General features: G+C 56.7%; 28 protein-coding genes. 17 read left to right on the plus strand and 11 right to left on the minus strand.

Annotated elements, in window-relative coordinates:
* Positions 1–8: 8 nt before the first annotated feature.
* The 4 genes from phnE to ACGK9W_RS02055 form a co-directional block, all read right to left on the minus strand.
* Positions 9–839: a phosphonate ABC transporter, permease protein PhnE gene (phnE, locus tag ACGK9W_RS02040; protein WP_008175865.1), complete on the minus strand. Its 831-nt coding sequence runs from the start codon at positions 837–839 to the stop codon at positions 9–11.
* An 8-nt stretch (positions 840–847) separates the two neighbouring features.
* A complete protein-coding gene (gene phnD, locus ACGK9W_RS02045) occupies positions 848–1711 on the minus strand; it encodes a phosphate/phosphite/phosphonate ABC transporter substrate-binding protein (RefSeq protein ID WP_008175864.1) in 864 nt (287 codons plus the stop codon).
* Positions 1708–2547 (minus strand): phosphonate ABC transporter ATP-binding protein, encoded by an 840-nt coding sequence (gene phnC / locus ACGK9W_RS02050; RefSeq protein WP_008175863.1) that lies wholly within the window; start codon positions 2545–2547, stop codon positions 1708–1710. Before phnC ends, phnD begins: the two co-directional genes overlap by 4 nt.
* Before the next feature lie 128 nt (positions 2548–2675).
* Positions 2676–3689, minus strand: coding sequence for an AraC family transcriptional regulator (locus ACGK9W_RS02055; RefSeq protein ID WP_092030138.1), 1014 nt, complete (start codon positions 3687–3689; stop codon positions 2676–2678).
* Positions 3690–3777: 88 nt separating this feature from the next.
* On the opposite strand from ACGK9W_RS02055, the gene ACGK9W_RS02060 reads away from it, so the two are divergent.
* Together ACGK9W_RS02060 and ACGK9W_RS02065 are read left to right on the plus strand one after the other, a co-directional pair.
* Complete coding sequence (locus tag ACGK9W_RS02060; protein ID WP_405418911.1) at positions 3778–5391, plus strand: FAD-dependent oxidoreductase; 1614 nt, start codon at positions 3778–3780, stop codon at positions 5389–5391.
* Positions 5392–5449: 58 nt separating this feature from the next.
* Positions 5450–7108 (plus strand): acetolactate synthase large subunit, encoded by a 1659-nt coding sequence (locus tag ACGK9W_RS02065; RefSeq protein ID WP_405418913.1) that lies wholly within the window; start codon positions 5450–5452, stop codon positions 7106–7108.
* Between the two features lie 15 nt (positions 7109–7123).
* Here the strand turns inward: ACGK9W_RS02065 and ACGK9W_RS02070 are convergent, their stop codons facing one another.
* The 3 genes from ACGK9W_RS02070 to ACGK9W_RS02080 form a co-directional block, all read right to left on the minus strand.
* The gene (locus ACGK9W_RS02070; RefSeq protein ID WP_405418914.1) at positions 7124–7849 is read right to left on the minus strand and encodes an SGNH/GDSL hydrolase family protein; all 726 of its coding nucleotides are present in this window, start codon (positions 7847–7849) and stop codon (positions 7124–7126) included.
* Between the two features lie 24 nt (positions 7850–7873).
* Positions 7874–8206, minus strand: coding sequence for an SMR family transporter (locus ACGK9W_RS02075; protein ID WP_014576437.1), 333 nt, complete (start codon positions 8204–8206; stop codon positions 7874–7876).
* A 97-nt stretch (positions 8207–8303) separates the two neighbouring features.
* The gene (locus ACGK9W_RS02080; protein WP_405418917.1) at positions 8304–9329 is read right to left on the minus strand and encodes a DUF2235 domain-containing protein; all 1026 of its coding nucleotides are present in this window, start codon (positions 9327–9329) and stop codon (positions 8304–8306) included.
* Positions 9330–9787: 458 nt separating this feature from the next.
* On the opposite strand from ACGK9W_RS02080, the gene ACGK9W_RS02085 reads away from it, so the two are divergent.
* From ACGK9W_RS02085 to ACGK9W_RS02135, 11 genes are all read left to right on the plus strand, one after another.
* On the plus strand, positions 9788–10216 hold the full coding sequence (locus ACGK9W_RS02085) for a hypothetical protein (protein WP_273071359.1): 429 nt from the start codon (positions 9788–9790) through the stop codon (positions 10214–10216).
* Positions 10217–10723: 507 nt separating this feature from the next.
* The gene (locus tag ACGK9W_RS02090) at positions 10724–11107 is read left to right on the plus strand and encodes a hypothetical protein (RefSeq protein WP_008170671.1); all 384 of its coding nucleotides are present in this window, start codon (positions 10724–10726) and stop codon (positions 11105–11107) included.
* A 113-nt stretch (positions 11108–11220) separates the two neighbouring features.
* Positions 11221–11586, plus strand: a complete 366-nt coding sequence (locus ACGK9W_RS02095) for a hypothetical protein (protein WP_405418919.1) — start codon at positions 11221–11223, stop codon at positions 11584–11586.
* Positions 11587–11733: 147 nt separating this feature from the next.
* Positions 11734–11991: a type II toxin-antitoxin system Phd/YefM family antitoxin gene (locus tag ACGK9W_RS02100; protein WP_076725764.1), complete on the plus strand. Its 258-nt coding sequence runs from the start codon at positions 11734–11736 to the stop codon at positions 11989–11991.
* Positions 11979–12281, plus strand: coding sequence for a type II toxin-antitoxin system RelE/ParE family toxin (locus ACGK9W_RS02105; protein WP_288944582.1), 303 nt, complete (start codon positions 11979–11981; stop codon positions 12279–12281). Before ACGK9W_RS02100 ends, ACGK9W_RS02105 begins: the two co-directional genes overlap by 13 nt.
* A gap of 95 nt (positions 12282–12376) precedes the next feature.
* Positions 12377–12979 (plus strand): hypothetical protein, encoded by a 603-nt coding sequence (locus ACGK9W_RS02110; protein WP_232903312.1) that lies wholly within the window; start codon positions 12377–12379, stop codon positions 12977–12979.
* 106 nt (positions 12980–13085) lie between these two features.
* Positions 13086–13484 carry a DUF6930 domain-containing protein gene (locus ACGK9W_RS02115; RefSeq protein WP_008170669.1) on the plus strand — a complete coding sequence of 133 codons (399 nt, stop codon included), beginning with the start codon at positions 13086–13088 and terminating at the stop codon, positions 13482–13484.
* Between the two features lie 514 nt (positions 13485–13998).
* Positions 13999–15324, plus strand: a complete 1326-nt coding sequence (ltrA, locus tag ACGK9W_RS02120) for a group II intron reverse transcriptase/maturase (protein WP_405418922.1) — start codon at positions 13999–14001, stop codon at positions 15322–15324.
* An 804-nt stretch (positions 15325–16128) separates the two neighbouring features.
* Entirely contained in the window at positions 16129–16410 is a 282-nt protein-coding gene (locus tag ACGK9W_RS02125; protein WP_405418924.1) for a GFA family protein, read from the plus strand.
* A 244-nt stretch (positions 16411–16654) separates the two neighbouring features.
* Positions 16655–17026 (plus strand): hypothetical protein, encoded by a 372-nt coding sequence (locus ACGK9W_RS02130; protein ID WP_288944861.1) that lies wholly within the window; start codon positions 16655–16657, stop codon positions 17024–17026.
* 41 nt (positions 17027–17067) lie between these two features.
* Positions 17068–17316: a DUF1272 domain-containing protein gene (locus tag ACGK9W_RS02135; protein WP_288944860.1), complete on the plus strand. Its 249-nt coding sequence runs from the start codon at positions 17068–17070 to the stop codon at positions 17314–17316.
* A 36-nt stretch (positions 17317–17352) separates the two neighbouring features.
* Here ACGK9W_RS02135 and ACGK9W_RS02140 read toward each other — a convergent pair whose 3' ends face one another.
* From ACGK9W_RS02140 to ACGK9W_RS02155, 4 genes are all read right to left on the minus strand, one after another.
* Complete coding sequence (locus ACGK9W_RS02140) at positions 17353–17658, minus strand: hypothetical protein (protein WP_288944859.1); 306 nt, start codon at positions 17656–17658, stop codon at positions 17353–17355.
* Positions 17659–17667: 9 nt separating this feature from the next.
* A protein-coding gene (locus ACGK9W_RS02145; RefSeq protein ID WP_405418926.1) for an IS3 family transposase occupies positions 17668–18755 on the minus strand; the annotation gives its coding sequence in 2 pieces (ribosomal slippage) (positions 17668–18494 and positions 18494–18755; 1089 coding nt in all).
* Positions 18756–18821: 66 nt separating this feature from the next.
* On the minus strand, positions 18822–19751 hold the full coding sequence (locus ACGK9W_RS02150) for an MFS transporter (RefSeq protein WP_288367311.1): 930 nt from the start codon (positions 19749–19751) through the stop codon (positions 18822–18824).
* Positions 19752–20014: 263 nt separating this feature from the next.
* Positions 20015–21165 (minus strand): IS3 family transposase gene (locus ACGK9W_RS02155; protein ID WP_371915663.1). Its coding sequence is split into 2 segments (ribosomal slippage): positions 20015–20928 and positions 20928–21165, totalling 1152 coding nucleotides; the frame shifts between segments, so codons are not numbered across the junction.
* 97 nt (positions 21166–21262) lie between these two features.
* On the opposite strand from ACGK9W_RS02155, the gene ACGK9W_RS02160 reads away from it, so the two are divergent.
* The 4 genes from ACGK9W_RS02160 to ACGK9W_RS02175 are packed head-to-tail and all read left to right on the plus strand — an operon-like array spanning position 21263 to position 24108.
* The gene (locus ACGK9W_RS02160) at positions 21263–21568 is read left to right on the plus strand and encodes a hypothetical protein (protein ID WP_288367310.1); all 306 of its coding nucleotides are present in this window, start codon (positions 21263–21265) and stop codon (positions 21566–21568) included.
* Positions 21549–21974 (plus strand): GFA family protein, encoded by a 426-nt coding sequence (locus ACGK9W_RS02165; RefSeq protein WP_405418928.1) that lies wholly within the window; start codon positions 21549–21551, stop codon positions 21972–21974. Before ACGK9W_RS02160 ends, ACGK9W_RS02165 begins: the two co-directional genes overlap by 20 nt.
* A complete protein-coding gene (locus ACGK9W_RS02170; protein ID WP_405418930.1) occupies positions 21971–23185 on the plus strand; it encodes a serine hydrolase domain-containing protein in 1215 nt (404 codons plus the stop codon). The genes ACGK9W_RS02165 and ACGK9W_RS02170 overlap by 4 nt, the downstream gene beginning before the upstream one ends.
* A complete protein-coding gene (locus ACGK9W_RS02175; RefSeq protein ID WP_008170642.1) occupies positions 23182–24108 on the plus strand; it encodes a M14 family metallocarboxypeptidase in 927 nt (308 codons plus the stop codon). The genes ACGK9W_RS02170 and ACGK9W_RS02175 overlap by 4 nt, the downstream gene beginning before the upstream one ends.
* The last annotated feature ends 8 nt before the right edge of the window (positions 24109–24116 follow it).

Consider the following 24116-nt stretch of genomic DNA (forward strand, 5'->3'; position numbering starts at 1 on the left):
CGTTTTCCTTACTTGAATTTCTTACGGAGGAAGCCGCTCAGGCTGTCGACAATCGTGACCATCAGGAGGATAACAATCAGGATGGCACTGACTTCCTGGTACTGCATGATGCGCAGTGAGCCCATGAGTTCGAAACCGATACCCCCTGCTCCCACCATGCCCATAACGGTCGAGGCGCGGAAGTTGTACTCCCAGCGGTAGATGGATACATCTGCGAACTGCGGCAGAACCTGGGGCAGAACTGCGTGCCAGAGAACCTGTAGGCGAGTCGCTCCGGCGGCATCGGCTGCTTCCACCGGGGCTTCGTCCACATGTTCAATGGCTTCTGCAAAGAATTTGCCGACCATCCCAATAGAGTGAAGGCCGAGGGCAAGAACGCCCGGTAGCGCGCCAAAGCCGACGGCAGCGACGAAGATAATCCCCATGATCAGTTCGGGAACTGACCGCAGGCCATTCAGAATGGTGCGTGTTATGTGGAAAACAGCCGGGTGTGGCGACGTATTCCGTGCAGCAAGGAAAGCCAGTGGTACCGAAGCGGCAACCGCAATTGCAGTGCCGGCAATGCTCATGGCGAGGGTGTCGACAAGTGGCGAAACCCAGTTCATGACATTGGTAAAGTCGGGCGGCAGAGATTCACCCAACAGGACGCCAATCGCTGGCATGCCATTGGCCAGGGTTTTGAAATCGAGCAGGCCCACGTACCAGCTGGCAATGAGAATCACCGCAAGGACCAGACCTGTCTGCAGGAGTTTTTTCCGCCAGCCCCGGGCATGCTCATCCAGCACCGGAGCTGACGGAGCCGGCGACAGAGTCGCCGGTTCCGTCGGGGTATAACTCATGGATTTCCTCACATCTTGGCAAAGTCGAGGTTCAGGAGGCTGCCCATGCGCCGGATTACGTCGTAATCCGAATCGGAGATAGCAGCAAAGCCTTCAGCCTTGAGGTTGCTCAGGATTTCCTTGTCGTCGATGCTGATGAAGGCATTTCGAACCTTTTCTTTCAGCTCCGGGGCGAGATTTGAGCGCATGGCCCAGGGATACTGGGGGAATTCGCCGCTATATCCGAGAACCTTCACGTTATTGCGGTCAATCAGGCCACGATCCATCACATGCTGGAAAATTACCTCGGACAGGCCGCCGGCTTCTGCGTTGCCATTTGCCACATTCACTGCCACAGAGTCGTGGGACCCTACGAAATGTGCCTCATAGTCACGGCCGGCTTCCAGGCCCGCAGATTCCATCAGGACAGTTTTGGGAATCAGGTGGCTCGATGTAGAGGCCCGATCACCGTAGGCCATCTTCTTGCCCTTGATGTCAGCATAGGATTCAACCCCGGCGTCTGCGTTGGCAATGATGATGGAGCGGTACGTTGGCTTGCCGTCCACAATCATGGCTGCAAAGGGTTCGATGTCGCTCTTGCTCTTGGCCATCACGTAGGACAGAGGGCCGAAGTAGGCCAGGTCGATACGTCCGAAGCGCATGGCTTCAATCATTGATGAATAATCGGTAGTCACGATCAGCTCAACTTCCTTGCCAAGCGTGCTTTCCAGATAGTCTTTTAGTGGTTGATTGCGTTTGATCAGTTCAGAGGCGTTTTCATCGGGCAGGAGAGCAACTTTCAGAAGATCAGGGTCTGGATCCGCTGCGAGTGCCTGCGAATTCAATCCTGTCACCAGGCAGAGTGCTATCAAGAGGTTCATTAACGCTTTCATCGGGCTATCTCCAGTTTCTTCGGTTGGGGGTTAACGGGTTTGGTGGCGGGAACCGGGACGGTTCGGGGTTTGGTTTCGTAGTTTCCGTGGTAGATCTCATTCAGGTGGTGTTGCTTCAAGTCTGCAGGTGGTGCATCGAACACAATCCTGGCATTCGCCAGGCCGATGATTCGGTCTGCAAAGCGTTGGGCGTATTCCAGCTGATGCAGTGAAATAACAGCGGTAATACCGTCTTCCTGGCAGATATCGCGCAGTAACCCCAGTACCTTTTCCGACGTCGCCGGATCCAGACTGGCAACGGGTTCATCCGCGAGGATCATTGAGGGCTGTTGTGCAAGTGCGCGCGCGATGCCAACTCGTTGTTGCTGGCCTCCAGACAGCTGGTCAATCCTGGCCAGGGCTTTGTCGGCAAGTCCAACGCGTTCAAGGCAGTGAAGGGCAAGTTCAAGATCGCGCCTGGGCATTGGTAACAGGCTGCGCCAGGTGCTGTGATAGGCAAGCCTGCCCGTCAGTACGTTCTGGAGTGCAGTGTGGCGCTCAATTAACTGATGGTGCTGGAACACCATGGCAGTGCGGCTTCGGTGCAGCCGAACGGTTCTGCGGTTATCAAGGTCACCAAATTCCGCCGAAACGACCTTGCCAGCCGTTGGCTGCACCAGGTGGTTGAGTGACCTCAGAAGCGTGGATTTGCCCGCACCGGAAAGGCCGAGCAGGACCGTAAATTCGCCCTTGTTGAAATCAACGGTGGTTGGCCGTAGAGCAAGGACATTGCCGGGGTAAGTCACCCCCATGTCCTCAATGCGAAGCATCATGTCGGGGTATGAAGCAGGCGTCATTGGATCACCTTTTGCAATGAATAAGCTCGCTTGATTGCGACTTACAATGCAACGCTAATCCTGAGAGGTGACAATGCAGTGTCAGTGACGTGACACCTTAGTGACCATTTGCGCCGGCCGAAGAAGAATTACGAAGTCAGGTTTTCCTGCTTGCGCCACCGCACCGGTGGCATGCCCGTCCAACGCCGGAATGCCCTGTAAAACGTGCTTACCTCGGCAAACCCGAGCGCTTCGGCGATTTCAGGTAGGGAAGCGCTGAAATCAACGACCGCCTGCAGGGCTTTTTCACGGCGCACGTCGTCGACCAGCCCGTCAAAGGTCTGGCCCTGTTCCCGGAGCCGCCGGGCCAGGCTGCGTTCGCTGATGCCCAGGGCTTCGGCTGCGTCTGCCCGGCGGGGCAGAACCGGGCCTATCCGGGCAGTGAGCCATCTTCGTATTTCTGGCACTGAGGCACTGTTGATGGAGAGGGCGGCAAGGCGGGCATTGGTGTAGCGCTCGTGCACCTGGGCAAGCTGGGGGTCCGCCTGGGGCAGGGGCTGGTCCAGAACGGCGTTGTCGATCTGAACACCGCTGAACGCCTGCTCGAACTCCACCGGGCAATTGAATACGGTCTGGTAACCGGCCAACGGCCCCAACCGGGGCTGGCTGAACTGCACCCGGGATGGTTGCATCCGGGTGCCGGTAACCCAGCTTCCGAACCCCACCACCGACGCCAGCACCGCTTCGATCTGGTGCGGGCTGAAGGCCAGCCGGCCCTGCCTGGGATGGTAAACCAGCCAGGTGGCTGTGTTGCCGGCAACAATCTGGAACCGCCCGCCATCGGAGATCAGCCGCTGGAAACGCTGCACCATCACAATGGCCTCCCGCAGGGTTGCGGCAGATTGCAGCGCAAAACCCACGCCACTGATGCTCATCGGGGAGAACTCCGCTCCCACCTTCAAACCAAAGCCCGGGTCGCCGGTGCAGCGTTCGGCGGCGTGCCAGAGTCGGGTAATATCGTCGATCGGCCAGCGCTCCAGTTCGCAGGCGGCTTCCGGAATGCCGGCTTCTGCCAGCAGTTGGTTGGCGTTTAAAGACAGTCTCTCGGCAGCACCGATGACGGTGTTAACCCATCCAATGGAAACCGTGGCCTCTAACGTCAATTTTGTTGGCCTCTGAAGTCAATTTTAAAGCCATGGTACCGGTATATCTTTAAAGCTGACAACTCATTGCGATCGGGTCGGATGCGATATGGCCAAGGTGATTTCCTCAGACATTCTGGTGGTCGGCGGCGGGCTGGCCGGTATTGTCGCCGCTCTGGAAGGATTGCGCGCCGGCAAGTCCGTAACCCTGGCAGACCGGGACACCGAAGAACGGATGGGTGGCCTGGCGCTTTGGGCCTTTGGTGGCATGATGCTGGTGGGTACGCCGCTGCAGAAGCGCATGAAAATTGCCGACACACCGGAGATTGCCCTGGAAGACTGGCTCAGCTTTGGCGAGCTGGCCCCCGACGATGAATTGCCCCTGCAATGGGCCCGTTACTACGTGGAGCATTCACGCTCCGAGGTCTACGACTGGCTCAGCAACGAAGGCATCAAGTTCCTGCCCGCCGTGAACTGGGTTGAGCGCGGCCGTTTCGGCGATGGTAATCGTTTGCCCCGTTACCATGTGGTGTGGGGCACCGCCCGGGAACTGGTCCGCTGCCTGATGACCGCGCTGCACCGGGAGAACACCAGCGGCAAGCTCACGCTGCTGCACCAGCATCGCATTACCGAACTGGACCACGAAGCGGGAAAGGTCAGCGGCGCCCTGGCCATCAACGAAGCCACCGGTGAGGAAGTCCGCTTCGCGGCGTCGGCCGTGGTTCTGGCCACTGGCGGCATCAACGGCAGCCACAAGGAATGCCGCGCCAACTGGCCGGTGGATCGCCCGCAGCCCACCCGCATGTTGAATGGGGCCCACCCCTATGCCGATGGCCGCATGCATCACTGGGTGGCCGACACCCTCGGAGGCCGGATTACCCACGCTGGCGAAATGTGGAATTACGCGGCCGGTTTTCCGCATCCGTACCCCCACTTTCCGGGCCACGGCCTGTCCACCATTCCCTGTAAATCCGCCCTGTGGTTGAACCATCGGGGCGAACGGATTGGCCCGGAACCCCTGGTGACCGGCTTCGATACCCACTGGCTGTGCCAGCGCGTGGCCGAGCAGGAAAAGCCCTGGACCTGGCACCTGCTTAACTGGCGCATCGCCGCCAAGGAATTTGCCATCTCGGGCGCCGAGCATAATGCCCGCATCCGGGATAAACAGTTCCCCCAGTTTGTGAAAGAGCTGTTGCTGGGCAACCACGCCCTGATTCGGCAGATGCGGCATGAAAGCCGGGCCTTCCTGGTGGCCGACAGCCTGACGGATCTGGCCGGCAAGATGAACGCGCTGACCTGCTCCAACGACATCAACCCGGCAACACTCAAGGCTACCGCGGATGCCTTTGATGCCAACTTCGCGGCAGGCACCAGCCTCCACGACGACCCCCAGATCCGGATGATCCAGCATGCCCGGGAATGGAAGCCGGATCGCCTGCGCACCTGCAAGCCGGCCCCGTTGCAGAAATCCGGCGCCGGCCCCTTTATCGCCATCCGAATGCAGCTGATTACCCGCAAGAGCCTGGGTGGCCTGCAAACTGATCTGCAGAGCCGCGTCCTCACCGCCCAGGGCGCACCCGTTGAAGGTCTCTACTGTGTGGGCGAGGCTGCAGGCTTTGGTGGCGGTGGTGCCAACGGCAAGCGCTCCCTGGAAGGTACCTTCCTGCCGGGATGCATCATGACAGCCCGGGCGGCGGTGCGGGCCATCGTGGCCGGAGGCTGAATCCTGTGGGCAAAACACATAACCAAAACCCCGAACCCGGAAAGCTTGGAGAACAACAATGACAAACGGCGCTCAAGCCCTGATGAAAACCCTGGTGGATGCCGGCGTTGAGGTCTGCTTCAGCAACCCCGGCACCAGCGAGATGCATTTTGTGGCCGCTCTGGATGACGAGCCCAAAATGCGGGCGGTGCTTGCCCTGTTCGAAGGGGTCGCCACCGGCGCCGCCGACGGCTATGCCCGCATGGCCGACAAACCTGCCGCCACCCTGTTGCACCTGGGCTGCGGGCTGGGCAACGGCCTGGCCAACCTGCACAACGCCCGCAAGGGCAAGGTGCCGGTGCTGAACATTGTGGGCGACCACGCCACCTACCACGTGAAATACGATGCCCAGTTGCAGTCGGATATCGAGACCGTAGCGCGCAACGTATCCCCGGGGTTTGTGCGCACCGCCAAGAGCACGGAAACCCTCTGCCAGGATGCCGCCGAAGCCATTGCCGCTGCCCGCACAGCGCCCGGGCAGGTCGCCACATTGATACTGCCGGCCGATGTGTCCTGGGGTGAGGGCGGTGTGCCCAGCGCGCCCATGGCACCGCCAACACCGGAGCCGGCAGACGATGCCACGGTAGAGGCCATTGCCAAGGCCATCCGCTCAGGCAAGAAAACCGCCCTGTTGATGGGTGGCCATTCCCTGCGAGAGCCCAGCATCCTGGCGGCCGCCAAACTGGCCGCCCACAGCGGCGTTACCCTGCTGGCGGAGACCTTCCCCACCCGCATGGAGCGGGGTGCCGGCCTGCCTTACATCGAACGAATCGCCTACCTGGCGGAGCTCGCCACGGTGCAGCTGACCGATATAGAGCAACTGATTCTGGTGGATTCGAAGGCGCCGGTTTCCTTCTTCGCCTATCCCGGCAAGAAGAGCTACCTGGTGCCGGATACCTGCCAGGTACATACCCTGGCCGCCCCGGACCAGGATATTCTGGCCAGCCTCAACAAACTCAATGACGCCGTTGGTGCCAGCCAGGCGCAGCCGAAGCTCCAGCCAGAGAAGCGACCGGGCCGGCCACGGGGCAAGCTGACCGCCGAGAAAGTCTGCAAAGCGGTAGGCGAGTTGATGCCCGAGAACGCCATCATCGTCGACGAGGGCATCACCTCCAGCCTGATGCTCTCAGTGATGACCGCCGGCGCGCCCCGCCACGACATGATCACCCTCACCGGTGGCGCCATCGGCCAGGGCCTGCCCAATGCAGTGGGTGCTGCCGTAGCCTGCCAGGACCGGCCGGTTATCGCCCTGATTGGCGATGGCACCGCCATGTACACCATTCAGGCCCTGTGGACCATGGCTCGGGAGCAACTGAACGTCACCTCCATCATCTTCAACAACGCCTCTTACTCCGTGCTCAACATCGAGCTTGAGCGGGTCGGCGCCGAAGAGGCCGGAGAGAAAGCCAAATCCCAGCTGGACCTGCGGGGCCCGGTGATCAACTTTGCGGAAATGGCTAACGGTATGGGCGTTCACGGCGTGCGGGTACACACCGCTGAGGAAATGGCAAAAGCCCTGGAATACGCCCAGAGAATGCCGGGCCCCCACCTTATTGAAGCCGTGATCCCGGAATCCCTGAGCGGGGTAAAACGCCGGATACTACCGTGGATGCTGCGCTCACTGCCCAGCCTGCCGCTGTCGGTTTCCAAGGCGCTGAAGCGCAAGCTGGCGCCCTGAGGCGGGAAGGAAGGGTTAGCCTGACCGATTGGTGGGGCTGACCCTGTCTGCCAGTGCCTCGGCAATATAGCGGTAGCCCTTCTGGCCGGGGTGATAGCCATCCCTGGCCAGAAGCTCGGGATCGGTAACCACCGGGTAGTTCACGTAACGGAAGTCCTCAGGAATCTGGCGTGCCAGCCGGATATAGAGGTTATCCAGCTGCCGGGCCCGCCATCCCATCACGTGCCGGAGCGGCGAGGGCAGCGCCGTAAAAAGATGCATCGGCGGCACGCTCAAAAGCAGAATAGGCCCTGAATACCGTGGCGCCAGCAATTGGCGCAATGCCCGCAACTGCCGGCGGAAACGAAAGCGGGGCGTGAAGCCCGTGGTGTCGTTCACCCCCATGCTCAGCAGCACCACGTCCGCCTCTGGCAACTCGGCGGTTTCCAGCTTGTGAATCAACGCCCCAAGCCGGATGCCGTTGACCCCGAAGGTATGCCAGGCAATGGTCTGGCCCGTGCGCTCGTGAATCTCTCTTGCCAAGTGGCTGGCCAGGCCCTGGTCGTGGGTTTCAACACCCACGCCGGCCGCGGTGGATTCGCCAATCACCAGGACCCGCTTGGCGGGAGTGCCTTCGCCATATTGGCCGCAAGGAGATCCCCCGGCCTCCGGCAACCTTGGTGTTGTGCGGCGCGCCTGCTTGCCCTGGTAGAGCAGTACCGGAAAGAGCAGGGTAGTCGTCAGCCAGAAAGGGAGATGCATGGGGGCTCCGGTTTTACCGTCAGGTTAGTGAGCGACTGACTTGGAAAACAGATTGATCACTGCAACACCGGTGATGATCAGCGCCATACCAATCACAGTGGCGGCATCCAGAGCCTGCCCGTAAATCAGCCAGCCGATCAGTGCCACCAGCACAACGCCCATCCCCGCCCAGATGGCATAGGCCACGCCCACGGGAATTTCCTTCAGGGTCAGCGAGAGGAAGTAAAAGGCAATTGTATAGCCGGCAATCACCAGCAGGCTGGGCCACAGTCTGGTGAACCCTTCACTGGCTTTCAGGCCGGTGGTGGCTATCACTTCCGCTACGATGGCAACGCCCAGAAAAATCCAGCTCTTCACAACTTACAGCCCCCATTGGTGAACAACCGCCCGGCAAGACCGAACGGCACTCTGTGGCTGCGGAGTCTATCAAAAACCAGGCCGATAACGCGCGGGCTTATCCCGGCCAGCGCGGTGGCCATTGGCCGTGGAACTTGTGGTACTGCTCGATCGGTTCGCTGCGGTAGCCGCCGGCATAGCGCTCTTTCACGCTGGGATGCACCCAGGTGCGGTTGGTCTCGGGCGCCGGTATCTCGCGTACCAGCTTGCCCAGCAGCTTGTACTTGCCCTTGTACTCATTGTGCTGATCGGCATTGGCGTGGGTTTCGGCGGGCAGGGAATCGTTGAACACCAGGGCGTGATTTTGCGCCTCCTCTTTCAACCACAGCAGGGGGATATCCGCCAGGGTGCGACCCTGTTTGTCTGGCTCATAACCTCCGCCGACGTCCGAGTGCACCCCGGCAAACCACACCTGAGCCAGATCGGTACCGTCTCGCGGGTCCCAGAGCGTGGGTTCGAAATCCTCCCGCTGCTCGTCCAGCGAAAGCGCGTGGCGGGCGACGCGAATGTTGCTGCCGATCTTACAATCGTAGAACAGGTCCCGATCCTTGATCAGTCCGAAAAAAGTAAAGGGCAGGCCCAGGGCACCCACGGTATCCCACACCCCGACAAACCGGATGGGCGTGCGCTGTTCCAGCGAATATTTCGCCTTCCAGGCCATGGAATGGTCGCCGTTGGCCTTGTGCTTCTTGGTTTTATAGAGCTTGAAGGCCTCCTCAATCCGGCTGCCGTGTTCTTTTCGCAGAATGCTGCAGTTATTGATCATCCCGCACAGGCTGCGGGCTGTGTAGGCGCCGCGGCTAAACCCGAACAGGAAAATCTCGTCGCCGGGCTCGTAGTTGTGCACCAGAAACCGGTAGCCGTCCATCACGTTCTTCTCCAGCCCGTACCCGGTGGCGCCAGCTCGGAGGGAATCGTGGTAGGAGCCAATGCCCCAATCGTAAAACACCACCTGCTCCACCCCGTTACCGTCGGTTGGTCGGATGGCGCGGGCAAATTGCAGTACGTTGGTGGGAAAGTCCTCACCCAGGATTTCCTCCGGGCGATTCCAGGTGCCATCAAAGCAGACAGCGATGCGTTTCATGGGAGTGACCTCCTGTCGTGTTGTTTCCCTGTGCTCCGCCTGTCGAGAGGGGAGCAACCTTGCCCACCGTCCGGCGAATGGAAACGACCGGTACATCCTGTTTGGTGGGTATAGATGAGTATCTCAGGTATGTGAGTGGGAGGGTAGTGCCGAGGCGCCGGGCGCTGGAGTTATACGAACGCGTTTGTATAACTCCGGATGCCCCAAGAGAAATGTTGGTAACTATCTGATAGGGTTGGAAAGATGGAAAAGGATGGGTTGAGTTATACGCCCACGGTGGGAGCGGGAGTGGCTCAAAATAGGGCGTATAACTCCGGCGGTAGCCGTGGTGATTGGTGCTCAAGAGATTGTTTTTACTGAAGAAGCTAGTTTTTTTCTTGAGCGTGTTTGAATGGAGTTTTGCGAACGGGTGATAGACGAGCGCGTTCATATAATGAGCTGTTAAAGGCAGGCAAGGAATGATGGCACGGAAGCAATTCCTAGATGGAACAATAAGAATTGGCGATCTTTCAGAAGTTACGGGCCTACGCTTAACTAAAGTGGCAACCGGAGCAGGCAAGGGTTTTCGAGTGATTGCGTTACCGGGTGAAGAAATTGTCTATTGGTCATTTTTTCGTGGCAAAGTGAACCGTTTCGCTCTCAAAAAAGCGGAAGAATTGAAGGTTCCGGTCGATTTTGAGACCGACCTTTTCGGAAAGTCATTGAGGTTTAATTACAGCTATTCTCCCTGCGAGTACGTTCTAGGCGGGCTATTTTGTGTCGCGACTGCTGGCTTTGTACAGATCGATATGGACAACCTGAGCTCACCGGTCGTGTTTTTGATTGGGTTGGGCCTCTTTCAGTTTGTGCAAGCATACAGGGCAAAAACAGCCCTCAAAAACCTTTAACAAGTCGCAGCAGTACGCGGCCTATGGCCGCCGGACGCCCTTTCCATGGCGTCTTCGTCGCCATTCCAAGGTCGCTGCTGTGCTCAGCGTTATTGGCCCGGCATTCGTGAGTTTTTAGCAAGTGGGGTGCAAAGGCCTTGGCACCGGGATTGGTTGTAAGCCCGCTCACTCTGGTGATCGCCAAGGCCGGAAAATTCGCTGTCTGGTTTGGTTGCCACAATGCCCAGCAGTGTCGGTATTCATGACGTGCCCCAGTCGTGGGGCCGTCCGTCTTAAATGGTAATCGGGTCGGCGGCTTTTGCGTTCTGGTTCCTTTCGCCATCCGTCGAGTTGGTGCAAGCTGTCCGGGAGAGGGCATGCGGCCTGGGTGTCAGGCTCAACCACGGTGGTGAACGGCCATTAACAAGGCGGTCAACCGGACGCCAAAAGCGTACCGCTTTTGGTTCCCTCCGCTGGCGCTCCTGCACCGGTTACCTCAGCGTTAAAAGTACACAAGGAGGTTGTTCTATGGCTGGTAATCAACTGTTTGAGCGACAGTTACGTCATTTCTCGCCCCATACCTACAATGCACTAACCAAATTGGTTATGGCCATGGCCGCAGTCACAAAAAATACCGGCAAGAAGACATTATTTGGCCGTGATAAGGGGCAGGAATCATATTCCAAATTTTTGGAAGCGCTGAAAGTGAGCCTCCAAGCCATGATTTTGGACAGGCTTATTCAGGAATCAACGTCGTCAGAAGAAGCCGTCAGTATTCTTGTGGGAAAACTCAAAGAGTTCGAGTTGGCTCATCCAAACTGGCAGGATGCATACGCGTTTTCAGGATATTTTTTCAAAGAAAATCAGGCCGATGCGGTGGTTGTAACAGAGCGACTGCGAGGAACCCCGTAAGCGGTGCACCTTTTAACCAGTCAATCAAGTTCGTTCCCGGCCTGACGGCCGTCCACCGGACGCCCCTGTCGGGTCGCCGCTTATTATTGGCGTTATGCCCACAGGGAAGTCGAGTGAAGCTTAAAGTTTGTTTTACCATTTTCGTCTTTTTCTTTCTCGTGAACTTGGTCGAATCTGTATTGGAAACAGGTCGAAGCGTTCTTCAGGAAAGGTTGGAGAAAGAGATTCGCGTGAGCGTGCTTGGTCAGGAGCCTTGGAATCTCGAAACCTGGGAATTTATGTCGAAAGAGCAGCTTTCGAGTCTTATGAAAAATGATGACTTCCTGAAAAAGTTCTCTTCAGCCAAAAAAGAAGCCCAAGACAAATACCAGTGGTACTTTATAGCCATCAGCGTAGTGCAGATTCTATCGATGCTTTTGTTGGCGCTAGGTTGCGGCAAGTTGGTCATCGGTATCGTGAGGCGGAATGAGCAGCCATAACCAGTCGGTCAACCGGACGCCAAAAGCGTACCGCTTTTGGTTCCCTCCGCTGGCGCTCCGGCGCCGGTTACCTATGCGTTAGCTGGGATTGCCCCATCTGAATAGTGATACTATAGTGTCACTATTAGTCTGATTCAGGGTGAGCCCATGAAAGTTGAGCTGGTTACGAATCTCAAGCGCCAAGCGACAAAGATTCTGGCAGATTTGCACGTGTCTAAAGAGCCGATACTGATCACGGAGCATGGTCAGCCATCTGCATACCTTGTTGATGTGCAGGATTACGAGTTCATGCAGCGCCGACTTGAGCTGCTTGAGGGGCTGTCACGGGGGGAGCGTGCTGTACTTGAGGGAAGAACGTACAGCCAAAGTGAGGCCAGAGAGAAAATGAGTAAATGGCTGAAGTAATCTGGACTGAGCCGGCCCTTCAAGAATTAAGCGCAATCGCAGAGTACATTGCTCTGGATAATCCTGCCGCTGCAAGCCGTCTGGTAGAAGAGGTTTTTGATAAAACCGATCGCTTGGAAGATTTTCCGCAATCCGGGCGGACTCCTCCAGAGCTTCCTAATTCGGTATACAGGGAAGTAGTTGTTCCACCGTGTCGCATTTTTTATCGTGAGAATGATAAGCGGGTTTTTGTCCTTTATGTAATGCGGGAGGAAAGGCAACTCCGTGCGTACATGCTCGAGAGCAGCTAGCCAGGCGCGTCACTCGGATGCCTTTGTCTCCGCTTCGCTACTTCAAAGTCACCGGTGAGCTTCAGCGTTAGGCTTATAGAAAAATGGAGTTCGTAATGAAACAGGTGGTGCTATCACTCTTCATTGTCCTTTTAAGTGCTTGTGCATCGACGAACTGGTCGGCAAGAAACTATCAAGATGAATTTACCGATCAAAAAACGTGCAGAGTAGTTTACGGAACTGATTTTGGTAAGGGAATGGTCAAGGGGTTAGGCGGTATACATTATTATCCCTTCATTGAGAATGGTCCTGATGGTGTTGTTTTTGGGGTGCACAACGATTACGAAGTACCTGTTGGCGATGTTCAGATACGGATTGATGGGAATAACTTTATCTCGATATCGCAATCTGAAACCCCTTTGCGCTTTTCCTCAAGCTCCCACGAGATAGATATGTCTTACATGAAAGGCATTGAAGGTGTTGACGCTGAGGCGATGGAGAAATCTATGGCTGCGACTATGGAAAATGTCCAAAAAATGTCAAGCCCGTACACGGCCACAGCGGGTGAAAAAGCGGAGAAGATTGTCGACCAACTTCAAGTAGGCAAAGTGCTCAAAATGCGTATTATCGGATTTGGAGTGAATTCAGTCGCAACAACTACTGGAGAATATGCATTAGGCGAAGATATCAAACAGGCACTGGCTAACTGTGGCATCTAAGCCTAACAATCGCAGGCACGGCGACGTCTTTTCCATTGCGGCTTCGCCTCCATTACAAGGGCGCCGCTAAGCTTCGCGTTAGATTTAAAAGAATCAGGAGAGTACGTTGCCAATTGAGCCGTCTGATTATGCCCACAATGAAGCCTGGCTGCTTTTCCAATTGAACGAAGCACCGGTGATGACGGAGGCCGATGGAGATTTCAACGCTATGGCCATCATGGAGGTGGCAACGGGGATGATCTTTGGCATGGAGCTTGTTCAGGTAAGCATGTCTGGTTTGCCGGAATTCCTGTCACGGAAATTGTTGGCCGACGCTGAAGGCCAATCTGGCTCAAGACCCCAAAAATTGTTCATAGCGACTGAGTACCACGCGGATGATCTGGTCAAAGTCGCTGAGGCCATGGGGATTGAAGTTGAGCGAGTCCCGGCCAAAGATCTATCCGGCATAACACAGGAAGCGAGGGAAGGTTTCGCGGCCCATGTTTCAGGCGGTAGGATCCAATAAATCTAACCAAGTGTTCCAGTTCGTTCCGGGCCTGACGGCCCTCCACCGGATGCCCTTTTCGCTGCGCTACAAGGGCACCGCTGAACAACGGCGTGTGTGCCGGGCATGGCACAGAACTAGGGAGGTGAAAGTCCTCCTGCCAGGTGTTCGCAGAGCCGAAGGCTAGGAGAAGGGCAAGGGCGTCATCGCGAGGTGGGGTCTGAAGGAAGCCCAATCCAAAGCGGCGGGACGACGAACAGGAACCCGATACGAGGTGTGGTACATCCGGGGCGAGCGGGCACGTGACCGCGAAGCCCTCCTTCTGCGACTGGGGTGTACTTTATAAATCGGGCGTTCACGTCGTGAAAGCTCTGTGCCTTACCCCGGGAGGTCTGCCACGTGTGGACGGACCCACTGAGAGACGAGCGATCGTCTCTGATCGCGTGGCAGAAATCAGCAGAGGGCATAGTAGGTTCGCCCGTGAACCGAAGGCCCGAACAGAGACAGGAGTCGAGAGTCCGTGCAGGGAAACGGGATGGCATCCGCAAAGCAGCTAGCGCTGCCCCTGGAGTCTCCAGGGGATGAACCCGTTGCCGGAAACCGGGAAGGCTCGCACTCCGTTCAACCCTCACCGTGGATGGCGCGTGTGTTGAGCAGGGACAACCTCAATCGCGCCCTGAAACAGGTTCGACGTAACAAGGGAGCGCCGGGCATCGACGGCATGACCGTGGATGAGTTGCCGGATTATCTGCGCCAACACTGGCCCGAGATCCGGCAGCAACTGCTCCAGCAGACCTACCGACCAAAACCGGTCCGGCGGGTTACCATCCCCAAAGCCAACGGCGGTTCCCGCCCTCTGGGCATTCCAACGGTGCTGGATCGCTTTATCCAGCAAGCAATCGCTCAGGTTATCCAGCAGGACTGGGAACCGCGCTTCCACCCACACAGCTACGGCTTCCGTCCGGGACGCTCTGCGCATCAAGCGGTCCGATACGGACAGCGCTGCGCCCGGGAAGGTCGCAACTGGGTGGTGGATCTGGACCTGGAAGCCTTCTTTGACCGGGTAAACCATGATCGCCTGATGGCACGTCTGAAACGGCACACGCCGGACAGGCCGATGCTCAGGTTGATCAACCGGTACCTGAAGGCAGGTGTACAGATCGACAGCCGCAAAACACCAACACCCGAGGGCGTACCACAAGGCGGGCCACTGTCCCCGGTGTTGGCGAATGTGATGCTGGATGAACTGGATTGGGAGCTGGACCGGCGCAACCTGCGCTTCGCCCGCTACGCGGATGACTGCCAGATCTACGTGGGCAGTCACCGCGCAGGCGAGCGGGTGATGGTGAGTCTGACGCGCTTTATCGAGGACTCGCTGAGGCTCACAGTGAATACACGAAAGAGCGCGGTAGACCGGCCCTGGAAGCGCAGCTTCCTGGGCTTCACCCTCAGCCGGAAAGGGCAGCGATTGAAAGTGGCTGACAAAGCCATCACCAAGCTGAAAACCCAGATCCGGCTACTGAGCCGCCGAACACGGGGCCACTCACTGGCCCGGGTGATCGCAGATCTGAAAGAGACCCTGCTTGGTTGGAAAGCGTACTTCGACGCAGCCGAAGTACTGAGCCCGCTGCGGGACCTGGACAAGTGGATACGGCGGAGAATGAGAAGTTACGTGTGGAAGCAATGGGGCCGAAGGGGGTATCGTGAGCTGAGAAAGCGGGGTGTCCCGGTCAGATTGGCCTGGAACACCGCGAAATCAGCCCACGGCCCGTGGCGGCTGAGTCATTCGCCGGCCCTGCGGGAAGCCTTACCGGCCCGGTTGTTCCGGAGCTATGGACTGCCGGAACTGGCAGTGCGGTAACGGGTTGAATCAAGTCACTGAATCGCCGTGGTACGTGATCCGTATGCCCGGTGATGTGGGAGGAGGGGCATCGTGAGGTGCCTCCCTATCCCGATTATGAGTAGCGTATGAAGTTCAATGTTTCAGAAAAGTATTTGCGAAAACGGCGACGAGGCCCTTTCGTTAGTGCTGCATTAATTGCTCTGATCGGAGGTCTTTTATGTTTCGCAAGCGGGGCATCACTAGTTGCGGGAGTATCAATAGTAGCCCTATTAGTAGTTTTCTGTTCAGGTCTTAACTGGCTTGGAGCGAGGCGATTTCTCAATAATGCTAAAGATCACCATCTGGAGATCATTGGCGAAAATCTCGTAAGCCGAGGCAGTGCTTACAAGACGGAGATCGACCTCCGCAAAGTTGATAAGCTCGTGCTGAACAAGAGGCGGTCCCGAGTCGACTCCATTATCTTGAAAGGTTCGGAGCTTCAGGGCACAAGGCTCGAGCATTACGAGAACATGGATTTTTTGGCGGAATTAATCGAGCGGGTCGTTGGTCAGGATAAAGTGAGGGTGCAACGTTGGCTGCACTCATAACAAGGCAATTAAATTCGTTACGGCCTTGTCAGGGCGCCGTTTATTGCTGGCGTTATGCGTCACTGCACAAGAAGAACATCACTGTTCATCTCGCGAGGAAATGACAATGAAACAAACTGGTCAATGCTTGTGTGGATCGATTAAATACGACATTACAGGCAGTCCAAATTTAGTGGCTGTTTGTCATTGCAGGGATTGTCAACGCAGTGCTGGGGCACCACTCGTTGCATGGGCTATGTTTCCTGAATCATCGGTCAAGGTCATCGCGGGTGTGCCGAAGACAATCAATTCATCCGGCGCTGCTATGCGTTCGTTCTGTCCAGAGTGTGGCACAGGGCTGTTCTACCGAAATGCCGATGTTCTGCCAGGTCTTATTGACGTGCAGACCGCCACTCTCGATAACCCGAACTCGCTACCACCCGGGGTCCAGGTCCAAACGGCCGAGCGCCAAACCTGGGTGCCCCACCTCGGCACGTTAAAGGCTTATGAGCGGTTTCCGTCGGGCGACGAGGAGTAACGCGTAACAAGTGATAGTAGTTTGTTTCGGGCCTTCTATCCTCCACCGGACACCCATTTAGCTGCGCTACATGGCCGCAGCTAAACAAAAGCGCTAATCTTCTTAGCTGCAGATTTAGTCATTATTGGCAGCATGGAATCTGCCTGGAAAACGTTTGCTAAGGAAGGCTTACTTGGCGATAGAGCAGTAGACTGGATTAGCAGCCAATTTATGGTTTCAACACCATTGCATGGGACCTAGATGCATGGAAAAAGGTCTGAGATTTGGGCGTGCTTTCTTGTTAACGTCTATCGCACTATTCACCAGTGCATGTGATCAACTGTTCACTGACCCACCTTTTGATGCAGACGGCAAGCTTACCAGCGCCGAGCTGAACCATTTTTTGGTGGGAATGAAAGAAGCGACGAACATCAGTGAAAAGGTGTACAACTGCATCAAGACACAGGCTGATCGTCGCGCCCAGATCGCTGGTGATCCGGAAACCCTTGATCCTGAATCGCTGTCGCTACCAGAGGAAAATTGGGTGCCTTTGGATAAGTCAGACAAACGGCTTATTTTGGCCCAGCTTGTCGTGACCGAGGCCAGCGTGTTCTGCACCACAGGGCGAGAAATGTGAGCGTCTAGAAATAGTACAAATGAAGAAGTACGGAGAATTCTATGCTCGAATTAAGACCCAATTGCGAGTGCTGCGACAAGGATTTGCCACCGGACTCCAGTGAGGCAGTCATCTGCACATTCGAATGCACGTTCTGCCAATCGTGCGCCTCGGGTGTTTTGGGTAACCAATGCCCCAACTGTGGTGGTAATTTCTCACCCCGTCCGATTCGCCCTGCGTCACTGCTTGGTAAATATCCGGCGTCAACCAAGCGGGTCTTGAAGGTGGGTGGTTGCAGAGCCAACTCATAACCAGTCGCAGTATTACGCGCCTTTTCTCTGGCCTTATCACGCCTCTGCCCGTTCCCGTCGAATCAGCAGTACCAATGCCAGCGCCGCCAGTGACCCCATAACAGCGGCGAAACTGATCCCGGTTGTCGTCAGGCTGGTCACGGTTGCCATCACGCCCAGGCCGATCACCGGCACCGAGATCGCGATATAGGCCACAACAAAGAAGGCGGACGTTACGGCGGCCTTCTCCGTCGTCGGGCTGGCTGAGGCAATGGCGCCCATGCCGGCCCGGAACGAAATACCCTGGCCCATGCCGGCAATCACGGCCCCGGTGGTAATCCCCCCATTTTTAGCGGGGTTCAAAAGTAGACCTCAGGCCATCATGGCCAACTTCTGTTGAGGAGTAATCCCTCCGAGTCCCATATTGGGTCGTTCGTGATTGTAGTGCCAGAGCCAGCGAGTGGCATAATCCTGGACTTCTTCGGTGCTGTGGAACAGATACTGTGCCAGCCAATCGTAACGGACCGTTCGGTTGTAGCGTTCTATATAAGCATTCTGCTGGGGTTTACCAGGCTGGATAAACGCCAGCTTGATCTCTCGTTTTTCGGCCCAGGCTGACAGCTTGCCGCTGATGTACTCAGGTCCGTTGTCACAACGGATAGAGCGCGGTTTACCCCGCCATTCAATGATCTGATCCAGTGATCGGATCACCCGCTCTGCCGGAAGCGAGAAGTCCACTTCGATGCCAAGCCCCTCGCGGTTAAAGTCATCGATCACGTTCAACAGCCGGTAACTGCGTCCGTCGTTGAGCTGGTCGTGCATGAAGTCCATCGACCAACTGTCGTTGATCATTTCCGGCACAGCCAATGGTTCCGGCTTTTCACGAACCAGACGCTTCTTGGGCTTGATGCGTAGATTCAGTTCCAGCTCCCGGTAAATCCGATAGACCCGTTTGTGGTTCCAGGTAAAGCCTTTCACATTGCGCAGATGCAAGAAGCACAGACCAAAGCCCCAGTTCCGCTGATTGTGGGTCAGCCGAACCAGCCAGTCCGCGATCTCAGCGTTCTCGCTGCTGAGTTTAGGCTGGTAGCGGTAGCAGGTCTCACTGATGCTGAACATCCAGCACGCCAGACGAATGCTGATGCGCTTCTCATTGACGGCTTTCTGCGCCATCTCACGGCGACGAGACGGCTTCACCACTTTTTTTCGATGGCTTCCTTGAGGATGTCAGCCTTCAAACGTTCTTCGGCATACATCTTCTTAAGCCGGCGGTTTTCATCCTCCAGCTCTTTCAAGCGGGCCATCATGGACGCATCCATACCACCGAATTTGGCCCGCCATTTGTAAAACGACGCACTGCTCATGCCGTGCTCACGACACAGCTCCGGAACCGGTACGCCGTTCTCGGCTTGTTTCAGGATCGACAGGATCTGGCTGTCGGAAAATCGTGACTTCTTCATGCAGAATCTCCCTGCGTGTAGCTTACGGAAAATTCTACTTTTGATCACCGCTGTTTTTCGGGGGGATTACCCGGTTATGAATAGTGAGAGGGATTGGGTATAGATGCCCAGTGCTATCGGAATTACCCCGAGCATCAGAGACACGCAGCCCAGGGGAAGGCGCAGCCGCAGCGGCAGGGCGCCTTGCAGGAACTGGCCCAGGGTTGAGGCGATGAAGATGCTTCCGGCAACAACACCGATCAGCAACCGGTTGTCATAGCCCAGGACCTTGCCCATCATCGCCGGAGCGATGGATGTGAAGAAGCCGCACATGGCGAAGCCGGCGAAACCGGCAATGGCGGCGGGAATGAATACTCCGCGAACTTCCGGTGGCACGCTCAGGCGCTGGATGGTGAGTTTTGGGCGAGCGGGTTTTGAGACGGTCTCCGGGGCTGCCCAGATGCAGCACACGGCCAGCAGGGCCATGGCGGAGTGCACTAGAAAGGTCAGGTGCAGTGGCCAGGGCAGATACTCGGAAAGGGCGCCGGCAAGCATTGGGCCGAGGCCAAGCCCGCCCATGTTCGCCGCCGTGGCAAAGAAGGTTGCCTTGTCCCGCCAGTGAGGCGGAGCCAATTCAAGCACGGCCACCGTGGCGGTGCCGGTAAAGATCCCCGCAGACAATCCGGACAGCACCCGGCCGGTGAGTATCATTCCCAGCCCATTGGCCTGCCAGAACACCAGGTCGCTGATGATCGAACAAGCAAGGCCCGCGAACAGCATTGGCCGGCGGCCTATCTGATCGGACCAGCGCCCCGTCATTACCAGCGCGGCGATCATACCAAAGGCATAGGCGGCAAAGATGATGGTGATCATCAGATCCGAAAAGCCGAACCTGTCCTGGTAGATGGGGTAGAGCGGTGTCGGCATGGTGGTGCCGATCATGGTCACGCTGAAGGTAAAGGTCGCGCCCAGGAATATGAGTAGCGGAAGCCATGGGTGCTGCTTGGAGGGGGCCATGCCAGAGTTCCAATGAACGGTTACTGAAAGGTCGATTACACTATCAGATGCGTTGGGCGGAATCGAAGCATCCTACCCACCAGGGCAATCGTCCAGCTTTAATCACGAAAGGAGAGAGCGTGCATCAATCAGCCGCCAAGTGGATTGTGTCGCAACTGAGGGAAAGGAACATTCCCTTCCTGATTTGTGGCGGGCTCGCCGCAAGGGGATATGGCTCTCAACGCGATCTGCATGACATTGATCTCTGGCAAGCCCCCGATATCTTAGACACCTGACAGCTTTGTGAAGTACTGCTTTTCGAAGTCCACCGGCGACAAGCCACCGTTGTTGCCGTGACGGCGAACAGGGTTATAAAACATCTCGATGTAATCGAAGATATCCTGCCGGGCTGTTTCCCGATCCTTGTAGATTTTCCGCTTCACTCGCTCACTTTTGAGTAATGAGAAGAAGCTTTCCGCAACCGCATTGTCGTGACAGTTTCCGCGACGGCTCATACTGGGCTTCAAACGGTGGTCCTTCAGGAAATCTCTCCATTCACGGCTAGTGTATTGAGAGCCTTGATCTGAATGAATCAGAACCTCCTGCTTCGGCCTTCGCCGCCAGGAAGCCATTAGTAAGGCGTCCATAACGAGGTCTGTCGACATCCGTGGCTTCATGGACCAGCCCACAATTTGCCGGGAGAACAGGTCCAGAACGGTGGCAAGGTACAAAAAGCCCTCATGGGTCCGAATGTAGGTGATGTCAGTCACCCAACGTTCGTTCGGCTTCTGAGCCTCAAAATCACGATCCAGGTGATTGGGCGCGACGTGAGCAGGTTCCCCGCCGTAGTAGCCTTTGTGGCGTTTATAGCCGCGCTGAGCGCGGATACCTTCGGCCTTCATCAATCGATATACCCGATTTTTACTGCACCTCTCGCCGAGGTCCTTGAGATCCAGGGTGATGTTCCGATAGCCATACACGCCACCACTTTCGAGCCAGGCTTGTTTGATCAGTCCCACCAAGCGGCGGTTGGCCTTGGTGCGAGGGCTTTCTGGTGCATTTAGCCAGGCATAGAAGCCACTGAAGTGAACGCCTAGAACTCGGCACATGACACGGACTCGAAATTCACTCTGGTGAGCCCTGATGAAGCGATACTTTACTTGGACTCCTTGGCAAAGAACGCTGCGGCCTTTTTTAGTATGTCGCGCTCCTCGCTGACCCGGCGCAATTCCGCTCTGAGCTTGCGCAGCTCTTCCTGCTGCTCGCTGATTTGTTGGTGTTGGCTTCCAGCATCGCCGTATAGCTTGATCCATTTGTGCAGGCTGGCCGAGGTAATCCCCAGTCTCCGGCACACATCAGTCACTTTGTAGCCACGCTCCGTGACTTGCTTGACCGCCTCGATTTTGAATTCTTCGGAGTATCGCTTTCCGCTCATTACCAACACCTGTAGATTTGCGTTTAGTGTAACGCTATCAGGCGTCTACTGTATCGGGGGCTTGCCACTCTTTGTCCCTGGGGAGCACTTTTCGTCTGTGGTCCAGGCAGGACATCAGTTCATATCCAAAGCTGCCGCTCACCGCCGGGAGGAAGGCTGGGATCTGACCTACGTCCAGTTCAAGTATGAAGGTGTCAAAGTGGAGGTGGGTAACGCCGACCGTGCACAAATCTTCGATGCGCAAAATAGAACCTGGGTTGCGCTAAACATCGATTTTTCTCGATACGAGACCGTGCACTTACTTGGCCTTGAGCTTCCCTTGATGCTGAAGGAGGATCTTATCTGGTATAAATCCCTACTCTCAAGGCCGGTTGATATCGAGGATGTCCTGGCTATTCGGTAACAGCGATAGAGAAACACCGATGACTGTTCATTCTGGTTCCTGCCTTTGCGGCACCGTGACATTCGAGATTGAAGGCGATTTCGAGAACTTTTACCTGTGCCATTGCCAGCACTGCCAAAAGGATACGGGTTCTGCCCATGCAGCCAATCTGTTTTCGCAATCCGCCAAATTGACGTGGCTGGCCGGTGAGGATGCTGTGACGTCCTACACGCTTCCGGGTACTCGCCATAGCAAGAGTTTTTGTAAGCTGTGTGGTTCCGCACTGCCAGGCACTCAGGTTCAAGGTTTGCTTGTGGTTCCAGCAGGGTGTCTGGACACCGAAGTCTCCATAAAGCCAACGGCGCATATTTTCACGGTGAGCAGGGCAGCCTGGGATGAGGCGCTTGAAGAGGTACCCGTGCAATGACGGAACACACACAGGTTGCTGGCCTGTCTACGGATCATCTTTCAAACATTGAAAGCCACCTTGACCGTTGCTACATCCAGCCCGGGAAGTTACCCGGCGCGCTGACACTGGTCGCCCGGCAAGGGGAAATTGCCTATGTGAAAGCCCAGGGACTGATGGACGTGGAACGCAACAAGCCGGTCCGCCGGGATACGGTGTTCCGCATCTATTCCATGACCAAGCCGATCACATCTATCGCCATGATGCAGCTTTATGAGCAGGGGCGGTTTTTACTGGATGATCCCGTACACAAGTATATTCCTGCCTGGAGAACCCGGCGGATTTATAAAAGCGGGGTTTACCCCAACTTCCTGACCACGCCTGCATCCAGCACCATGACAATTCGCGACCTGTTCACGCATATGTCAGGCCTGACTTACGGATTTATGCAGCGCACCAACGTTGATGCTGCCTATCGCGAGCTTAAGCTGGATGGCAGCCGGAGTATGACGCTGGAAGCCCTGGTCGATCACCTCGCAGAGCTGCCTCTGGAGTTTTCCCCGGGCACAGCCTGGAACTATTCGGTCAGCACGGATGTGCTTGGGTATCTGGTGCAGTTGCTGTCTGGTAAGCCGTTTGATGAGTATCTGCGGGAGCATATCTTTGAGCCTCTGGACATGTGTGACACCGGCTTCCACGTTCGGGATGATCAGCTTGACCGCTTCGCTGCCTGTTATCAGTACCAGGCCGGTGATCAGTTCACGCTGCAGGATGACCCCGAGACGTCTCCCTTCCGGCGCAAGCCTCAGTTCGTGTCCGGCGGCGGCGGGCTGGTTTCCACCATCGACGATTATTTCCACTTCGCCCAGGCACTGTGCCAGGGTGGCGAGTTCCGCGGGCGGCGGATTATTGGTCGAAAAACTCTGGAATTCATGTGTCGTAACCACCTGCCTTACAATCAGGACCTACCGGGCCTGTCTGTCGGTGCTTTCAGCGAGACACCTTATGCCGGCACTGGCTTTGGTCTGGGCTTTTCGGTAAAAACCGACGTCGCCAAATCCCAGACCAACGGATCGGTCGGTGAGTACGGTTGGGGTGGCCTTGCGAGCACCAACTTTTTCGTCGATCCCGTGGAGGAGCTGGTGATGATCTTCATGACGCAACTGATTCCCTCATCAACATACCCCATCCGTCAGGAGTTACGGGCAATCGTTAACGGAGCGCTGCTATGAACACAGTTTCAACACCCTATCCAATTGGCACTCCCGGCACTCCCTGGGGCGATGCGGAACGCGCCGAGTGGTTGTCACGGCAGACCCGCCAGCGCAGTTACGAGGCGGAGGTGTTGAGTGTGATCGAGGGCCTGCGCTCGCGCTTTGATGTGGAAGAGTACGGCGCTCTGGATTACGGCCCGGATTACTATCCGCTGATGGCGATTCGCAGCCGCGACTGGAATAACGATCTGCCGGTGGTGCTGATAACCGGCGGCGTTCACGGGTATGAAACCAGTGGTGTGCATGGCGCGCTGCAGTTCCTGGATAAGCACGCGGAGGATTATGCCGGCCGCGTGAACTTGCTGGTTGCGCCCTGTGTCAGTCCCTGGGCGTATGAGCGCATTCATCGCTGGAACTATAATGCGATTGATCCCAACCGTTCATTCCACGAGGGCAGTCGGGCGGAGGAGTCAGCCGCCCTTATGCGATTGGTAGCGCCTGTTCGTGACAGTGCCTTGATTCATATCGACCTGCACGAGACTGCCGATACCGACGAATCGGAGTTTCGCCCGGCGCTGGCTGCCCGCGACGGCAAGCCGTTCGAACCGGCGGGGATTCCCGATGGCTTTTACGTGGTCGACGACAGCGAGAACCCACAGCCTGAATTCCAGCAGGCATTGATCAGAGCGGTGGAGCAGGTGACGCATATTGCGCCGGCCGATGACAGCGGCGAGATCTTCGGCTCCCCGGTGGTCGCCCGGGGCGTGATCGCGTATCCGCTCACGCAGTGGGGCCTGTGCGCCGGTATTACGAGTGCGCCCTACCGGACCACCACCGAGGTTTACCCCGACAGCCCCCGCGTAACCCCCGAGCAATGCAATGCCGCGCAGGCCGCGGCGGTGTGTGCTGCCATCGACTATGGGCTTACTCACTCTCAATAGGCCAAATA

It is taken from the genome of Marinobacter flavimaris (assembly GCF_045057155.1).
GTDB lineage: Bacteria > Pseudomonadota > Gammaproteobacteria > Pseudomonadales > Oleiphilaceae > Marinobacter > Marinobacter manganoxydans.

Excerpts from the sequence above, each read along its gene's own strand:
- ACGK9W_RS02060 (WP_405418911.1), top strand. The coding sequence starts at position 3,778 with ATGGCCAAGGTGATTTCCTCAGACATTCTGGTGGTCGGCGGCGGGCTG.
- ACGK9W_RS02165 (WP_405418928.1), top strand. The coding sequence starts at position 21,549 with ATGTCCTGGCTATTCGGTAACAGCGATAGAGAAACACCGATGACTGTT.
- phnC (WP_008175863.1), bottom strand. The coding sequence starts at position 2,547 with ATGACGCCTGCTTCATACCCCGACATGATGCTTCGCATTGAGGACATG.
- ACGK9W_RS02080 (WP_405418917.1), bottom strand. The coding sequence starts at position 9,329 with ATGAAACGCATCGCTGTCTGCTTTGATGGCACCTGGAATCGCCCGGAG.
- ACGK9W_RS02065 (WP_405418913.1), top strand. The coding sequence starts at position 5,450 with ATGACAAACGGCGCTCAAGCCCTGATGAAAACCCTGGTGGATGCCGGC.
- ACGK9W_RS02135 (WP_288944860.1), top strand. The coding sequence starts at position 17,068 with ATGCTCGAATTAAGACCCAATTGCGAGTGCTGCGACAAGGATTTGCCA.
- ACGK9W_RS02125 (WP_405418924.1), top strand. The coding sequence starts at position 16,129 with ATGTTTCCTGAATCATCGGTCAAGGTCATCGCGGGTGTGCCGAAGACA.
- ACGK9W_RS02070 (WP_405418914.1), bottom strand. The coding sequence starts at position 7,849 with ATGCATCTCCCTTTCTGGCTGACGACTACCCTGCTCTTTCCGGTACTG.
- ltrA (WP_405418922.1), top strand. The coding sequence starts at position 13,999 with ATGGCATCCGCAAAGCAGCTAGCGCTGCCCCTGGAGTCTCCAGGGGAT.
- ACGK9W_RS02105 (WP_288944582.1), top strand. The coding sequence starts at position 11,979 with ATGGCTGAAGTAATCTGGACTGAGCCGGCCCTTCAAGAATTAAGCGCA.
- ACGK9W_RS02090 (WP_008170671.1), top strand. The coding sequence starts at position 10,724 with ATGGCTGGTAATCAACTGTTTGAGCGACAGTTACGTCATTTCTCGCCC.
- ACGK9W_RS02170 (WP_405418930.1), top strand. The coding sequence starts at position 21,971 with ATGACGGAACACACACAGGTTGCTGGCCTGTCTACGGATCATCTTTCA.
- ACGK9W_RS02130 (WP_288944861.1), top strand. The coding sequence starts at position 16,655 with ATGGAAAAAGGTCTGAGATTTGGGCGTGCTTTCTTGTTAACGTCTATC.
- phnD (WP_008175864.1), bottom strand. The coding sequence starts at position 1,711 with ATGAAAGCGTTAATGAACCTCTTGATAGCACTCTGCCTGGTGACAGGA.
- ACGK9W_RS02110 (WP_232903312.1), top strand. The coding sequence starts at position 12,377 with ATGAAACAGGTGGTGCTATCACTCTTCATTGTCCTTTTAAGTGCTTGT.
- ACGK9W_RS02100 (WP_076725764.1), top strand. The coding sequence starts at position 11,734 with ATGAAAGTTGAGCTGGTTACGAATCTCAAGCGCCAAGCGACAAAGATT.
- ACGK9W_RS02175 (WP_008170642.1), top strand. The coding sequence starts at position 23,182 with ATGAACACAGTTTCAACACCCTATCCAATTGGCACTCCCGGCACTCCC.
- phnE (WP_008175865.1), bottom strand. The coding sequence starts at position 839 with ATGAGTTATACCCCGACGGAACCGGCGACTCTGTCGCCGGCTCCGTCA.
- ACGK9W_RS02150 (WP_288367311.1), bottom strand. The coding sequence starts at position 19,751 with ATGGCCCCCTCCAAGCAGCACCCATGGCTTCCGCTACTCATATTCCTG.
- ACGK9W_RS02085 (WP_273071359.1), top strand. The coding sequence starts at position 9,788 with ATGATGGCACGGAAGCAATTCCTAGATGGAACAATAAGAATTGGCGAT.